We start from the raw sequence: 15,064 nt of genomic DNA, 5'->3' as shown, positions 1-15,064 counted from the left end.
ATTTTGAAGTAATTAACATGTATAAGTATGACGTACTTTGCCTAGTCATGGAACCAAAATTCCAAATAAACAAATATGCGAAGTGGAAAGTGGGAATACTCGAGCAAACCAAACAAAAAGCTTCAGTAGTATCATTTTTCCATTATCATTCCTTGACACAATAAAAATACAACTATACAATTAAAGTGGCGTATTATATACGTCCTATATTTAACAAACCAATCAATTGTTTTTGGCGGTATATTGATTTTAACTTAATTCAGCAATATAAAAAATTAAGTAAAAAGTAGTGACATCAATAGAAATTTAGTCCCGAAACAACAGGTTTTCTACTACCCGTTGGATTAAGTTAAGCCTTCGGCGTTTTCACAGATCGTCGGGACGTTACCGAGAAGCTCCGGTAACAAGTAAAGTGAATATATTCGCCGTGGCAAAATTGATTATACGAGCCGACTGAAAAGAAAAGAATAAGCAGAAGGAGGTGACCTCAATGGGTATTGAAATACTCATCTCCGTTTTGCTAAGTCTCATCGTCGGTGCAGTTGTTAGCTTTTTTATATTGAAAAATGTGAATGATTCAAAAGTAACTGGTGCCAAGCATACTGCCAACCAACTCGTCGAAGAGGCGAAGCGTGAAGCGGAGTCAGTGAAGAAAGAGGCACTGTTAGAAGCGAAAGATGAAACTCACGAACTGCGGATTGAAGCAGAAACAGAAGTCCGTGAGAGAAGGGCGGAACTACAGAAACAGGAAAACCGTCTCTTACAACGTGAAGAAAACCTTGATCGCAAGGATGATGCGCTCAATAAAAGAGAAGCAGGTCTAGAGCGCAAAGAAGATGCGCTATTAGAAAGACAACAGCATATTGAAGAGATGGAACGCAAAGCGGAACAACTCGTTACTACACAGAAGACTGAATTGGAAAGAATCTCTTCGTTAACAAGAGATGAAGCAAAGCACATTATCTTGGAAGAAGTAGAAGAAGAGCTTTCTACTGACATTGCTGTCATGACAAAAGAATCCGAGCAACGGGCTAAAGAGGAATCTGAGCGTAAAGCACGCGAGATCCTATCATTAGCATTGCAACGGTTTGCGGCAGATCATGTGGCAGAAACTACAGTTTCCGTCGTTAATTTACCGAATGATGAGATGAAAGGTCGCATCATTGGTCGTGAAGGACGAAATATTCGTACGCTTGAGACGCTTACAGGGATTGATCTGATTATTGACGATACGCCAGAAGCTGTCATTCTTTCCGGTTTTGATCCAGTTCGAAGAGAGACAGCAAGATTGGCTCTGGAGAAATTAGTTCAGGATGGACGAATCCACCCTGCGCGTATTGAAGAAATGGTCGACAAATCCAGAAGAGAAGTGGACGAGTTAATCCGAGAAAAAGGAGAACAAACTACATTCGATGTAGGTGTTCACAACTTGCATCCGGATATGATTAAAATTCTTGGTCGTTTGCATTTCCGTACGAGTTACGGACAGAACGTCTTGAAACACTCTATTGAAGTAGCCTATTTAACTGGCTTACTGGCAGCAGAGCTTGGAGAAGACGTGACACTTGCTAGACGTGCCGGTTTACTTCATGATATTGGTAAAGCGATCGACCATGAGGTAGAAGGTAGTCACGTGCAAATTGGTAAAGAGTTGGCAGTGAAATATAAAGAACATCCAGTTGTCATTAACAGTATTGCTTCTCACCACGGTGATGAAGAAGCTACTTCTGTTATAGCAGTACTTGTAGCAGCGGCAGATGCATTATCTGCAGCGAGACCAGGTGCTCGTAGTGAAACATTGGAAAACTATATAAAACGTCTGCAAAAACTCGAAGAAATTTCGGAATCATACGAAGGTGTAGAGAAGTCATTTGCCATTCAGGCAGGACGGGAAGTGCGAATCATTGTTCGCCCCGAACAGATCGATGATATTACCGCACATCGCTTAGCACGTGATATACGAAAACAAATCGAGGAAGAATTGAACTACCCAGGGCATATCAAAGTGACGGTCATACGGGAGACCCGCGCAGTAGAGTATGCAAAATAATACCTAACAAAAAACAGCTTCCGGTTCGTTTGGAAGCTGTTTTCATTTTGGAAAGAGGTTGTTACAAATGAAAGTACTATTTATTGGAGATATCGTAGGATCGATGGGAAGAGAAATGGTAATTGATTATTTATCGCGCTTGAAACGCAAATATCAAGCAGACGTGATTATCGCCAATGGTGAAAATGCTGCTTCAGGCAGAGGAATTACAAAATCCATCTATCATGATTTATTGCATGCTGGTGTAGATGTGATCACGATGGGAAACCATACATGGGATCAACGGGAAATTTATGATTTCATTGATGAGGTAGATTACTTGATTCGTCCTGCTAACTTCTCAGAACAAGCACCAGGTAAAGGCATGACATCAATAACAAAAAATGGTGTTACTATTTCCGTAATTAATTTACATGGACGCACATTCTTGCCGCCACATGACGATCCATTCGCAAAAGCAGATGAATTAGTGGAAGAAGCCTTGCAAACATCACCGTTAGTCTTTGTAGATTTCCATGCAGAAGCAACAAGTGAAAAGATTGCAATGGGCTGGCACTTAGACGGAAAAGTATCCGTTGTCGTAGGAACACATACACATGTACAAACTGCTGACGATCGAATTTTACCAGGAGGCACTGCATATTTAACAGATGCAGGCATGACAGGCCCATATGATGAAATATTAGGAATGAGAAAAGAAGACGTATTATATCGTTTCTATACTAACTTGCCAACGCGCTTTGAGGTACCGAAAAGTGGAAGACCACAGTTAAACGGTATGTTCGTAGAATTGGATGACAAAACCGGCAAGGCACTCAAAATTGAGCGAATTCGAATTAATGAAGATCATCCGTTCAAAAACTAATTATCTAGGTGTCTAAATCCTCCTTGCCTATCATAGGATGTTGTATGGAATATACACGTTCCATAGACATTGCAAAATAAGGAGGAAATATCGTGAGTCCCTTAAAAGTATCATCTCGCTCAAATCCGAACTCAGTAGCAGGAGCATTGGTTGCAGTTATTCGTGAACAAGGATATGCCGAGATCCAGGCAGTCGGTGCTGGAGCATTAAATCAAGCAGTGAAAGCAATTGCAATCGCAAGAGGATTCGTAGCACCAAGCGGAGGCGACTTAATTTGCGCGCCCGCCTTCACCGATATCGAAATCAACGGGGAAGCTAGAACGGCGCTCAAACTTTTCGTTGAAAAAAAAGATCGTAAGTAGAATATAAAAGACCACGATTATTCGTGGTCTTTTTTTCATGACAAACCAGCGACATTTTCCCGCTTTGCTGTCATATCAGACAAAAGTTCAGTATAATAACATCAGGTATGCTTATTTCCCGATAAGTAATAGAAAGGGGCTTCTGCAATGAATGAAGAACAGCGCTTGCAAGCTGGACTCGCAACGAAAGATCAATCGAAACCAGACATCATAGAAAAAGACTATAGCAAATATTTCGAGTCTGTGTATAGCGGGCCTTCTCTAAAAGACGCAAAAAAACGCGGGAAAGAAGAAGTGGAATATCACGATAACTTTCAAATAGAACAACGCTTTAAAGGAATGGGACAAGGTCGTAAATTCTTTATTCGAACATTTGGCTGTCAAATGAACGAACATGATACAGAAGTGATTGCAGGTATTCTTATGGCGTTAGGATATGATGCAACTGATAATGTAAAAGAAGCAGACGTGATATTGCTCAATACATGCGCAATCCGTGAAAATGCTGAGAATAAAGTATTTGGTGAACTAGGTCATTATAAACCCCTCAAATTGACAAACCCTGATTTATTAATTGGAGTATGTGGCTGCATGTCACAAGAGGAATCCGTTGTAAATAAAATTTTAAAAACGTATGATCAAGTGGATATGATTTTCGGAACACATAACATCCATCGCTTGCCAAACATTTTACATGAAGCATATATGTCAAAAGAAATGGTCATTGAAGTATGGTCCAAAGAAGGCGACGTAATTGAGGACTTGCCAAAAGTCCGGCATGGTAAGATCAAAGCATGGGTTAATATCATGTATGGATGCGATAAGTTCTGTACGTACTGTATCGTGCCATACACGCGCGGTAAAGAACGCAGCAGACGACCAGCAGATATTATTCAAGAAGTTCGCCAGTTGGCTGCCCAAGGGTATAAAGAAATCACCTTACTAGGGCAAAATGTGAATGCGTACGGAAAAGATTTTGATGATATTACGTACCGTCTTGGTGATTTGATGGATGAGTTACGATTAATTGATATACCGAGAATACGTTTCACTACGAGTCATCCTCGCGATTTTGATGATCACTTGATAGAAGTGCTTGCCAAAGGTGGGAACTTGGTTGACCATATTCATTTGCCGGTACAATCAGGTTCAACTGATATATTGAAGATCATGGCTCGCAAATATACACGGGAAAGCTATTTGGAACTAGTTGATAAAATTAGAACTGCAATTCCTAATTTATCGCTCACAACGGATATTATTGTAGGATTCCCAAATGAAACAGAAGAACAATTCGAGGAAACGTTGTCACTCTATCGTGAAGTTGGGTTTGATATGGCATTCACATATATTTATTCGCCACGTGAAGGAACGCCGGCTGCGAAAATGCAAGACAATATACCGATGGAAGTGAAGAAAGAACGCTTGCAACGCCTGCTCAAACTAGTGAACGACATGTCTGCAGAAGCAATGAAGCCATACGAAGGACAAACTGTTAAAGTGCTCGTTGAAGGTGAAAGTAAGAGAAATCCTGATGTACTGGCAGGCTACACAGAAAAAAGTAAATTAGTGAATTTTGTAGCACCACGTTCTGTAATTGGTGAGATCGTAGAAGTTCGTATTAAAGAAGCAAAATCATGGTCACTCAATGGTGAATTCATTGGAGTAGTCCAACAAGAAAAGGTGATGGGATAATGGAAAAGAAGTTCACGAAAGATGAAATCATAGAAAAAGCACGCGATTTGGCACATATGTTGGCAAACACAGAAGAAGTAGAATTTTATAAACGTGCAGAGGCACAAATCAATGAAAATCAAAAAGTACGTGAAAAAATTGCTAGTATGAAATCTCTTCAAACACAGGCAGTGAATTTCCAAAACTACGAAAAAGAACGTGCATTAAAAGCAATCGAAAAGAAAATTGAACAAGTTCAAGGTGAAATTGATGCGATTCCATTGGTACAAGAATTTAAACAATCTCAAGACGAAGTGAATAACTTACTTCAATTAGTTTCCAATACAATTGCAAACAGTGTGACAGATGAAATTATTGAGTCTACTGGCGGCGATCTATTACGCGGTGAAACAGGGTCATACGTAGAGAATACGCAAAAAAAATCCCTTTCTTAAATAAAAAATCGGCTAAGGAGAAAATTCCTTGCCGATTTTTTTCAATTTCTGGGCTGCTGTTGCATAGGATGGATAGAAGCCAAAGAAGGAGGAAGAAAACTGAAAAACTTACGACAAATTGTGACGAAAGCTGTTATTGCCAAAGGGAAGCATCGATCGGAAACTACTGAGTTGCTGAAGCCACCCAATCGTCCTTCCAGCATATTGGGTTGCTGGGTGATCAATCACACGCAACAAGCAAAGAAAGTCGGCGCGTATGTAGAAGTGACGGGTAGTTTTGACGTGAATGTTTGGTACTCGCATCATGATCATTCCAAAACGTCTGTCTTTACTGAATCGATTCCTTATAAAGATAAGATCTCATTGCATTACCGAGATGAGCCGACATCCGCTAAAGAAGAAACGATTGTCACGGTATTACAGCATCCCAACTGCACAGAGGCCAGTATTTCTGAATGTGGCCAAAACTTCTCCATTTCCATTGAAAGAGAATTATTAGTTGAGATGATTGGTGAAACAAAAGTTTCTGTAACCATTCATCCCGATCCATATGATGAAGAATGGCCGATACTAGAAGCAGAATCTTCTTCTGTTGTGATGGAAGATAAAAAGAATAAAGAAGTGCCGAATCAAGAGAGGCCTCACCAACCACCACAACGTAAAGATTCACCATTTTAAAAGCCGGGTATTCACCGGCTTTTTTTGTTTGATTTTTTCGCATGAAGATGAAGAAATGATGCAGGTCAAGTTAATATTGCAATAGGAGATGTAGTCTATATATAGGAGGGACCTATGGTAAAGTTAAAATGGCTTATCGTTTTATTTGCCTTGACACTGCTGACATCATACGAGATAGGAAATGAAATACAAACTTTTACAGCTCCTTCACCCGAACAGGAAGTAGAATCGAATGAGCAAGGTCTAACATTCTGAATCTCTTAACGTAATACGAGGAAGGTATGCCGATATTCTACAAGATATTGAAGAATGACAATCAAACCATGTATGGATATGATGAATACTAATAAATAGAAACATTCAAAGATGACGAGTGGTACACTCTGATGCATTCTGATTCCATGTTTTATAAGAATCCACATTTTACTAATTTGGGTTATTTGCTCGCGCCGAGAAAAAATATACAACAATCGTTTTCTATAGAAACTCTTGGAGTAATACTCGAAGCCGGCGAGTATCGCCTAGAGAAAATATTTTTAATACCTGGATCTCCTGGTAAGTAATGGCAACAGAATTATAAGCCATTCTAGCAAAGCAAATGCGGGGATGGTTTTAATTTGTTTTCTACAGAATTATTTATGTCTATCTTCCTATTAGAACTATTTCAACCCCTTTTGATTCGTTAACCCTTAGGGTGTTTGGTATAATGAATAGAAAATGAGCGAAAAAAAGAGGGTTTACCATGTCTGAACATACACCAATGATGCAACAATATTTGAAAATTAAAGAGCAATATACAGACGCATTTCTATTCTTCCGTTTGGGGGACTTCTATGAAATGTTCTTTGAGGATGCCGTTAACGCATCTGCATTATTAGAGATCACGTTAACGAGCAGGGATTCAGGTGCACGGGAACGTATACCAATGTGCGGCATACCTTATCATTCCGCGACCGGATATATTGAAACATTAATCCATAAAGGTCATAAAGTAGCGATCTGTGAACAAATGGAAGACCCGCGAAACGTTAAGGGAATTGTTAAACGTGAAGTCGTTAAAGTTATTACACCTGGCACATTAACGGAAGGTAAAACAATTGATGTCGAAGCCAATCATTTCATCGGTGCCATCGATAGCTTAGGAAATCAATGTTATGCATTAGCGTATCTTGACGTCGGTACTGGAGAAGGAAAAGTAGAGCTGATTGAAGGAAGTGAGCGAACGCTACTGGCAGAAATCGAAGCTCTTGGCATGAAGGAAATTATCGTTGATCAACAACTTCATGTTATTTTGGCAGAACTGTTTGAAAGTCGCGAGATTATGCTTTCAATTGAAGATACGGAGCATTCAGGATCAATTGGTCATGATACTTATGACCATCTCCCAGATGAGTTGCAAGAAGCTTGCCGTAAATTGCAATCGTATCTACTCCGTATGCAAAAAATGGTGTTTGGTCATATTCGACCTTTCATCTATATAGAGAAAGATGCAAAGTTATCAATTGATGCGAACTCGATGCGGAATTTAGAGCTCGTACAAACTATTCGTACCGGTAAAAAGGAAGGAACATTATTCTGGGTACTAGATGAAACTGTTACGGCGATGGGCGCGAGGAAGTTACGGATGTGGATTCATCAACCTTTGGCACAGCGCCAAGCGATTGAAGAACGTCTGGAAACTGTAAATAACTTAGTTGATGAGTATTTCTTGCGTGAAGAATTATTAGAGGAGTTACATGACGTTTATGATGTGGAACGCCTTGCAGGAAGAATTTCTATGGGCAGTGCTAGTGCACGTGATCTTGCGCAGCTACGAAATTCCTTGTCACATATACCGAAATTAAAACAGTTGCTTGAAGAATCGAAACGTCCTATGTTACAGCGTTTTGCTGATCGAATGGATCCTTGCGGGGAAACATTCCAACTGTTAACGGATGCTATTGCAGAAAACCCACCGATATCTAGTAAAGACGGTGGATTGATTTTGGATGGCTATCATGAAAAACTAGATGAGCTTCGAAGTGCATCCCGTAACGGAAAGACATGGCTAGCACAGCTTGAGCAGAAAGAGCGGCAACTGACAGGGATAAAAACATTGAAAATCGGCTATAATCGGATCTTTGGCTATTATATTGAAATTACTAAATCCAATATTCATTTAGCCGACTTGTCTCGCTACGAACGTAAACAGACACTCGCAAATGCGGAGCGATATATAACGACGGAACTGAAAGAAAAAGAAGAACTAATCCTAAACGCGGAAGCGGACAGCCGGACATTGGAACTGGACTTATTCCAGTCGATTCGCGATCAAGTGAAGGACGATGTACAACGGATTCAACAATTAGCTTCAGTGATCAGTGAACTGGATGTCTTACTTTCATTTGCTAAGGTATCCGAAAAGAATCAATATGTCCGACCAGAATTCCATACAGGGAAGGCTGTCGACATTCAAAACGGCCGACATCCAGTCGTTGAAAAAATGATGAATCATTCACTATATATCCCAAATTCTTGTACGCTAGCTGAAGAAGAAAATATGTTGCTGATTACAGGTCCGAACATGTCCGGTAAAAGTACGTATATGCGTCAAGTAGCTTTGACTGTAGTGATGGCTCAAATCGGTTGTTTCGTCCCTTGTGAAGAGGCTACACTGCCTATTACAGATCAAATCTTTACACGAATAGGAGCCGCAGATGACGTAGCCTCTGGACAGAGTACATTCATGATGGAAATGATGGAGTCTCAATATGCATTGGCTCATGCGTCGTCCCACAGCCTATTGTTGTTTGACGAAATCGGGCGCGGAACTTCAACATATGACGGGATGGCACTCGCACAAGCGATGATGGAGTATATTCATGAGGAAATCGGAGCCAACACACTATTTTCTACCCATTATCATGAATTAACACAATTGGAGGATGTATTAGATCGCTTACTTAATGTCCATGTCGCTGCCAAGGAGCAAAATGGTAAAGTCGTATTCCTACACAAAGTATTACCCGGTGCAGCCGATCGAAGCTACGGGATTCATGTAGCTGAACTAGCAGGTCTTCCTGCAGACGTAGTGGGACGTGCGAAAACCTTATTACAGCGATTTGAAGAGGATAGTACAACGAAAGGCGTTTCTTCTGTTTCGGAGCAGCTCGCTTTGTTTGATACGGATAGCGAACCGATTGTTTCAGTAGATACACAAAAATTGCTCGACGAAATTGAAGCGATAGATTTGATGAATATGACACCGATGCAAACGATGCAAAAAATGATGGAATGGAAAGAACGCCTGACGGTAGATAAGAAGGGGTGAAGCGGATGAATCAAATTCACATCATGGAAGACACACTAGCCAATAAAATTGCGGCGGGAGAAGTGGTGGAACGTCCTGCTTCCATCGTCAAGGAACTAGTGGAAAATGCGATTGATGCGCAAAGTACTAAAATCGAAGTAACTCTAGTAGAGGCAGGTTTGTCTTCGATTCGGGTGACCGATAACGGCAAGGGTATGTCCGAAGAGGATGCAATCCGCTGTTTCGAAAGGCATGCTACTAGTAAAATAACTAATGAGTATGACTTGTTTCGAATACGTACGCTCGGGTTTCGCGGAGAGGCATTAGCAAGTATCGCGGCAGTATCAAAAGTATCATTATGGACTTCAGATGGTGTAGAAGGTGCAGTTGTAGAGATTGAGGGCGGTAAAGTACTGAAACATCAAGCGGGGGCTTTACGAAAAGGTACAGACTTTCTCATACAACATCTATTCTTCAATACGCCAGCACGTTTAAAATATATGAAAACCATTCAGACGGAACTCGGACATACGATAGATTTATTGAATCGATTAGCGCTGAGTCATCCTGACATTTCCTTTACACTAACTCACGATCATCATGAAGTTCTTAGAACATCGGGTTCGGGAGACATATTACGGGTATTATCAGATATATACGGTGTCGGAGTTGCGCGGAAAATGATACCGTTTCAAAAAGAAGATGCTGATTTCAAGGTGAAGGGTTTTATTACACTTCCTGAGATGACACGCGCATCTAAAAATTATATTTCACTTCTAATGAATGGTCGTTGGATTAAAAGCTATGCGGGAACGCAAGCAGCTATCGATGCGATGCATACGTACTTACCTATTGGTAGGTTTCCCATTGCGGTCATTGATATTACAGCAGATCCCATTTTGACAGATGTCAATGTCCATCCCGCGAAGCGACATATCCGTATCAGTAAAGAAGGGGAGTTACTCTCTTTAATAAAGGGGGCAATCAGAGAGGCTATTCAAGGAGTCACTATTATCCCTGACGCTGTAAAGAAAGAGAAGCCTGTTAAAAGAGACTCAGAACAACAGACGATTTGGACACCTTCTTATCGCCGGCCGGAAGTGACGGTTCCGTTAGAAGGACAAGAAATACAGCCATCCATTGCACACGTGGAAGAGCCTATTATAGAGCAAGCAACACCGGTCTTCCCAGAAGCTATTTTTGAACCGCACGAAGAATCGGTACAGCAAGAGCCTGATGTCTATGAGCAGGAAAAGCAGGAAATGAATCATTTCCCTTCAATTGCACCGATCGGACAAGTTCACGGGACATATATAGTGGCCCAAAATGAAGATGGCTTTTATTTGATCGATCAGCACGCAGCGCAAGAACGAATTAAATATGAATATTTTAAAGTGAAACTTGGTCAGGTGGATGCAGGTGAACGTCAGCAATTGCTTTTACCCCTTGTTTTTCATTACTCAGCTGATGAGCAAGTAAAGATTGAAGAGTGTAAAGAGGCATTGGAAGATGTCGGTGTGTTTTTGGAAGCATTCGGGCCAGCGACGTATACCGTGAAAGAGTATCCTTCATGGTTCCCTGAAGGACAAGCTACCTCGATTATAGAAGAAATGATTGAGCAAGTACTTGAGAAACGCAAAGTCGATGTCGAGAAATTGCGTGAAGAAAGCGCCATTATGATGAGTTGTAAAAAATCTATTAAAGCAAACTATTACTTAAGGCAAGAAGATATGGAACGATTACTAACTGATCTAGGGGCTTGTCATAATCCTTATACATGTCCACATGGTCGTCCGGTATTGATCCATTTTACAACGTATGAATTAGAGAAAATGTTTAAACGAGTGATGTAACAGAGCACATCAGAAAGGAGCGATTATATGTTTTCTACATTAGAAAGATCAAGCAGAATTCAGGACTTGAGAAACTTTTCATTCGATGTTTTAGTTGTCGGTGGAGGGATTACAGGTGCGGGTATCGCATTGGATGCGGCTGCGAGAGGATTTTCGGTTGCCCTTATTGATATGCAAGATTTTGCGGCGGGAACATCTAGCCGTTCAACAAAACTGATACATGGTGGCTTGCGCTATTTAAAACAATTGGAAGTGAAAATAGTGGCAGAAACGGGAAAGGAACGAGAAATCGTTTTCCGTAATTCTCGAAATATCACGAAATCAAGACCTATGCTATTGCCGATCTATCAAAATGGAACGTATGGCAAGTACTCTACTTCGGCTGGACTTCTCATCTATGATTTACTAGCAGGTGTAAAGCCTGTAGAACGACGTGAGATGTTGACGAAAGAAGAAACGGTTGAACTTGAACCATTACTGAAAAAGGAACGGCTACAAGGTGGCGGGCATTATGTGGAGTATCAGACCGATGATGCACGTTTGACGATTGAAGTACTGAAGAAAGCAGCAGAAAAAGGTGCGCTTTGCCTAAATTATATGAAGTGCGAACAATTCAACTTTGAGAAAGATCGTATCGTTGGGGCAGTCTTAAGTGATCAACTAACCGGCGACCGATTTTCCGTAGAGGCTTCTATCGTGATCAATGCATCAGGTCCATGGGTTGACGAGTTGCAAAAGAAAATTAGCAGCAAACATAAAAAACGATTGCATATTACGAAAGGTGCCCATATTGTAGTAGATCGATCTTTATTCCCGTTGCAGCAAGCAATTTATTTTGATAACTCGGATGGGAGAATGTTATTCGCCATTCCGCGAGATAATAAAACGTATATCGGTACGACTGATACATTTTATTCGGATAATAAACAGCATCCTACAGCGACAGAAGATGATATACACTACATCATTAATGCAGTACGCGAAATATTCCCAAGCATTCATCTTCAACGAAAACATGTGGAATCTACGTGGGCAGGAATTCGTCCATTGATTGCGCAAGAAGGTAAGGATGCATCTGAAATTTCAAGAAGAGATGAAGTGTGGGAAACAGTTCCTGGATTGCTGACGATCGCAGGAGGGAAGTTAACAGGCTACCGGCAGATGGCGGAAGTCGTAGTGGATCGAATTAATGAACAGCTAGAAAAGCCATTTATCAAGAAATGTGAAACGAAGAATATCGCCGTTTCAGGAAGTGACTTTATAGACGATGCAACGTTGAAGCAATTTATTGATCTTCAGGCGGAACGAGCGCCTCAGTTCGGCTTAACTCCACAGCAAGGAGCGCGTCTTGCTGCGTTTTATGGAAGAAATAGTGATGAAATTTTCCAATTCGCCCACGCGATTTCAGCAGAGGAGAACAATTTGCCAATAAGTTTACGTGCAGAAATCTTATATGGTATTCATCGTGAAATGGTCACATCGCCAAGTGATTTCTTTATTCGTAGAAAAGGAGATTTATATTTCCAAATCGATGTGGTGGAGTCATTGGCGACACAAGTAACCGACTATATGGCAAAGTTGTTGCATTACACGGACAGTGAGAAATCTATTCATGAAAATGACTTGAAAAATGCGATTGCGGAAGCGAAAGGAAGTGCAAGTTCATGACAGACCAGTGGATAGAAATGCGTGATGGTACCAAAGTGTATAGTACAAGTTATACACCTGAAACTAAGCCAGTTGCTCGTGTGCATATCATTCACGGATTGGCTGAACATAGCGGTCGTTATAAACGATTCGCAGAGTACTTACAGTCACAAGGGTATGTCGTTACGTTGCATGACCAAAGGGGGCACGGTAAGACGGCTACAGAAAACGGCCATGTATACGGCTATATAGGTAGGTCTGCCACATTTGACCAATTGGTGGATGATGCGTTTGAAGTGAATCAAGCATATCAACTACAATACAAAGAGCTGCCGGCAGTACTATTGGGACATAGTATGGGTTCCTTCGTTGCAAGGCGCTATATCCAGCTATACGGTTCTACGCTAAGCAAAGTTATTCTATCGGGTACTGGAACCAATTCTAAGCTCACTGCACATGCTGCGATTGCATTCGCCGCGTATAGAGAAAATAAATTCCCTAAAGAGCAAGCGGATAAATTTTTAAACGGTTTGGTGTTTGGCGGATATTCAAAACAATTTCCTGGTGAAGGCGAGTTTGCTTGGCTATCACGCGATGTAGAAAGTGTAGTTGATTACAAAGAGGATGAGGCATGTGGATTTGTGCCGACTGCTCAACTATTTCGTGTGTTGATTGAAGGAATGAATTCATTGGAAGTGCCTGAATTCTTGTTAAATATTCCGAATGAATTACCAATTTTATTACTTTCAGGTACAGATGACTTAGTAGGAGATCGTGCTAAAGGTGTGTGGAAAGTAGCCAAACAATTCGATAAAGCTAATCAACAGCGAGTCACTGTTCAGCTTTATGAAGGTGGAAGACATGAAATGCTTCAGGAAACTAACTATAAACAAGTGTATACAACTATCGTGGAATGGATGAAACGACATGAACCTACCCGTTGAGGTACTAGCAGTAGTAGGGCCGACTGCTTCAGGGAAAACAGCGCTTAGCGTGGCACTTGCAAAACTATTTAATGGAGAAATCATTAATGGCGATGCGATGCAAGTATATAAAGAATTAGATATCGGTACGGCAAAGATTCATTGTTCTGAGATGCAAGGGGTTCCACATCATTTCTTTGATGTAAAAGAACCAACAGAATCATTTTCTGTAGCGGAATATCAATTAGCGGTCAGGCAATGGATTGCCGATATTCACTCTCGCGGAAAATTACCTATTATTGTCGGTGGCAGTGGAATGTATGTTCAGTCGGTTTTATTCGATTATCGATTTACAGAACAAGCAGCTGATCCTAAAGTGCGAGCGCGTTTAGAGCGAGAGCTTGAAGCAGAAGGCGCAGATGTATTGCACGCAAGACTAGCAGAATTGGATCCGAAAAGTGTAGAGAAAATTCATCCAAATAATCATAGACGCCTAGTGCGTGCGCTTGAGATCCTCGAAGTGACCGGTCAAACAAAGCAAGACCACGAACAACAACAAGGGAGTCAGCCTATGTATCATTCATTAATTATTGGATTAGATCTTCCTAGAGAATTACTATATGAGCGAATCAATCTGCGTGTAGAACAAATGGTTCAAGCGGGATTATTTAATGAGGTACAGCAACTCTGGAATAAAGGAATTCGTCAAAATCAATCAGTACAAGCAATAGGCTATAAAGAACTGATCTCCTATTTTGATGGACTATTGACAAAAGAGCAGGCAATAGAAGCGGTAATGAAAAATACACGCAATTACGCGAAGAGGCAGCTGACCTACTTCCGCAATAAATTGCCTGTCCAGTGGGTAGATGCGAATCAGTCGGGGGAAGAAGTTTTTCAAACATCTTGTAAGATAATAAAGGAATTTCAGAAGTGAGTATGGAATAACTAAGTAACAGGGACAAGGAGGCAATTGAATGGCACAAGGAAATATGCAAGATACATTTTTAAATTCCTTACGTAAGAACAACACATTCGTTACAATTTTTTTACTAAATGGTTTTCAATTGAAAGGTCTCATCAAGTCATATGATAATTATACGGTTCTATTAGAAACAGATGGTAAACAACAGCTTATTTATAAGCATGCTATTTCTACGTATGCTCCAGCAAAACCAGTTATTTTAAAAGACGAACAATAAACAGGCGCTTGCCTGTTTTTTTTGTTGTCTTTCATTTGGTATATAGACTTCATCTGGTAAAATAGA

14 protein-coding genes are annotated in these 15,064 nt (G+C 40.7%); all 14 read left to right on the top strand.

Annotated elements, in window-relative coordinates:
• Positions 1 to 490: 490 nt before the first annotated feature.
• The 14 genes from rny (at position 491) to hfq (ending at position 14,998) form a co-directional block, all read left to right on the top strand.
• The gene (gene rny, locus H605_RS0104650) at positions 491 to 2,050 is read left to right on the top strand and encodes a ribonuclease Y (protein WP_029053141.1); all 1,560 of its coding nucleotides are present in this window, start codon (positions 491 to 493) and stop codon (positions 2,048 to 2,050) included.
• Positions 2,051 to 2,117: 67 nt separating this feature from the next.
• A complete protein-coding gene (locus tag H605_RS0104645) occupies positions 2,118 to 2,915 on the top strand; it encodes a TIGR00282 family metallophosphoesterase (RefSeq protein WP_029053140.1) in 798 nt (265 codons plus the stop codon).
• Positions 2,916 to 3,007: 92 nt separating this feature from the next.
• The gene (locus H605_RS0104640) at positions 3,008 to 3,277 is read left to right on the top strand and encodes a stage V sporulation protein S (protein WP_029053139.1); all 270 of its coding nucleotides are present in this window, start codon (positions 3,008 to 3,010) and stop codon (positions 3,275 to 3,277) included.
• Between the two features lie 147 nt (positions 3,278 to 3,424).
• Positions 3,425 to 4,972: a tRNA (N6-isopentenyl adenosine(37)-C2)-methylthiotransferase MiaB gene (gene miaB / locus H605_RS0104635; RefSeq protein WP_029053138.1), complete on the top strand. Its 1,548-nt coding sequence runs from the start codon at positions 3,425 to 3,427 to the stop codon at positions 4,970 to 4,972.
• Positions 4,972 to 5,406, top strand: a complete 435-nt coding sequence (locus H605_RS0104630) for a YlbF/YmcA family competence regulator (protein WP_029053137.1) — start codon at positions 4,972 to 4,974, stop codon at positions 5,404 to 5,406. Before miaB ends, H605_RS0104630 begins: the two co-directional genes overlap by 1 nt.
• A gap of 120 nt (positions 5,407 to 5,526) precedes the next feature.
• Entirely contained in the window at positions 5,527 to 6,084 is a 558-nt protein-coding gene (gene cotE / locus H605_RS0104625) for an outer spore coat protein CotE (RefSeq protein WP_029053136.1), read from the top strand.
• 114 nt (positions 6,085 to 6,198) lie between these two features.
• Positions 6,199 to 6,339, top strand: a complete 141-nt coding sequence (locus H605_RS18840; RefSeq protein ID WP_155979471.1) for a hypothetical protein — start codon at positions 6,199 to 6,201, stop codon at positions 6,337 to 6,339.
• A 95-nt stretch (positions 6,340 to 6,434) separates the two neighbouring features.
• Positions 6,435 to 6,647 carry an immunoglobulin-like domain-containing protein gene (locus tag H605_RS19695; RefSeq protein ID WP_420804853.1) on the top strand — a complete coding sequence of 71 codons (213 nt, stop codon included), beginning with the start codon at positions 6,435 to 6,437 and terminating at the stop codon, positions 6,645 to 6,647.
• 179 nt (positions 6,648 to 6,826) lie between these two features.
• Positions 6,827 to 9,394: a DNA mismatch repair protein MutS gene (gene mutS / locus H605_RS0104615; RefSeq protein ID WP_029053135.1), complete on the top strand. Its 2,568-nt coding sequence runs from the start codon at positions 6,827 to 6,829 to the stop codon at positions 9,392 to 9,394.
• A gap of 5 nt (positions 9,395 to 9,399) precedes the next feature.
• Positions 9,400 to 11,226: a DNA mismatch repair endonuclease MutL gene (gene mutL, locus H605_RS0104610; RefSeq protein WP_029053134.1), complete on the top strand. Its 1,827-nt coding sequence runs from the start codon at positions 9,400 to 9,402 to the stop codon at positions 11,224 to 11,226.
• Between the two features lie 27 nt (positions 11,227 to 11,253).
• Positions 11,254 to 12,894 carry a glycerol-3-phosphate dehydrogenase/oxidase gene (locus H605_RS0104605; RefSeq protein ID WP_029053133.1) on the top strand — a complete coding sequence of 547 codons (1,641 nt, stop codon included), beginning with the start codon at positions 11,254 to 11,256 and terminating at the stop codon, positions 12,892 to 12,894.
• Positions 12,891 to 13,817 carry an alpha/beta hydrolase gene (locus tag H605_RS0104600; protein WP_037561588.1) on the top strand — a complete coding sequence of 309 codons (927 nt, stop codon included), beginning with the start codon at positions 12,891 to 12,893 and terminating at the stop codon, positions 13,815 to 13,817. Before H605_RS0104605 ends, H605_RS0104600 begins: the two co-directional genes overlap by 4 nt.
• On the top strand, positions 13,801 to 14,733 hold the full coding sequence (gene miaA, locus H605_RS0104595) for a tRNA (adenosine(37)-N6)-dimethylallyltransferase MiaA (RefSeq protein WP_029053131.1): 933 nt from the start codon (positions 13,801 to 13,803) through the stop codon (positions 14,731 to 14,733). The genes H605_RS0104600 and miaA overlap by 17 nt, the downstream gene beginning before the upstream one ends.
• A gap of 40 nt (positions 14,734 to 14,773) precedes the next feature.
• Positions 14,774 to 14,998, top strand: coding sequence for an RNA chaperone Hfq (hfq, locus tag H605_RS0104590; protein WP_029053130.1), 225 nt, complete (start codon positions 14,774 to 14,776; stop codon positions 14,996 to 14,998).
• Positions 14,999 to 15,064 lie beyond the last annotated feature (66 nt).

It is taken from the genome of Sporosarcina ureae DSM 2281 (assembly GCF_000425545.1).
In the GTDB taxonomy this organism is placed as follows: Bacteria; Bacillota; Bacilli; order Bacillales_A; family Planococcaceae; genus Sporosarcina; species Sporosarcina ureae.
This window is presented reverse-complemented; position numbering and strand designations above follow the sequence as displayed.

Coding starts and splice junctions, on each gene's coding strand:
- miaA (WP_029053131.1), top strand. CDS start 13,801: ATGAACCTACCCGTTGAGGTACTAGCAGTAGTAGGGCCGACTGCTTCA.
- hfq (WP_029053130.1), top strand. CDS start 14,774: ATGGCACAAGGAAATATGCAAGATACATTTTTAAATTCCTTACGTAAG.
- H605_RS0104630 (WP_029053137.1), top strand. CDS start 4,972: ATGGAAAAGAAGTTCACGAAAGATGAAATCATAGAAAAAGCACGCGAT.
- rny (WP_029053141.1), top strand. CDS start 491: ATGGGTATTGAAATACTCATCTCCGTTTTGCTAAGTCTCATCGTCGGT.
- H605_RS0104600 (WP_037561588.1), top strand. CDS start 12,891: ATGACAGACCAGTGGATAGAAATGCGTGATGGTACCAAAGTGTATAGT.
- miaB (WP_029053138.1), top strand. CDS start 3,425: ATGAATGAAGAACAGCGCTTGCAAGCTGGACTCGCAACGAAAGATCAA.
- H605_RS0104645 (WP_029053140.1), top strand. CDS start 2,118: ATGAAAGTACTATTTATTGGAGATATCGTAGGATCGATGGGAAGAGAA.
- mutS (WP_029053135.1), top strand. CDS start 6,827: ATGTCTGAACATACACCAATGATGCAACAATATTTGAAAATTAAAGAG.
- H605_RS0104605 (WP_029053133.1), top strand. CDS start 11,254: ATGTTTTCTACATTAGAAAGATCAAGCAGAATTCAGGACTTGAGAAAC.
- H605_RS18840 (WP_155979471.1), top strand. CDS start 6,199: ATGGTAAAGTTAAAATGGCTTATCGTTTTATTTGCCTTGACACTGCTG.
- mutL (WP_029053134.1), top strand. CDS start 9,400: ATGAATCAAATTCACATCATGGAAGACACACTAGCCAATAAAATTGCG.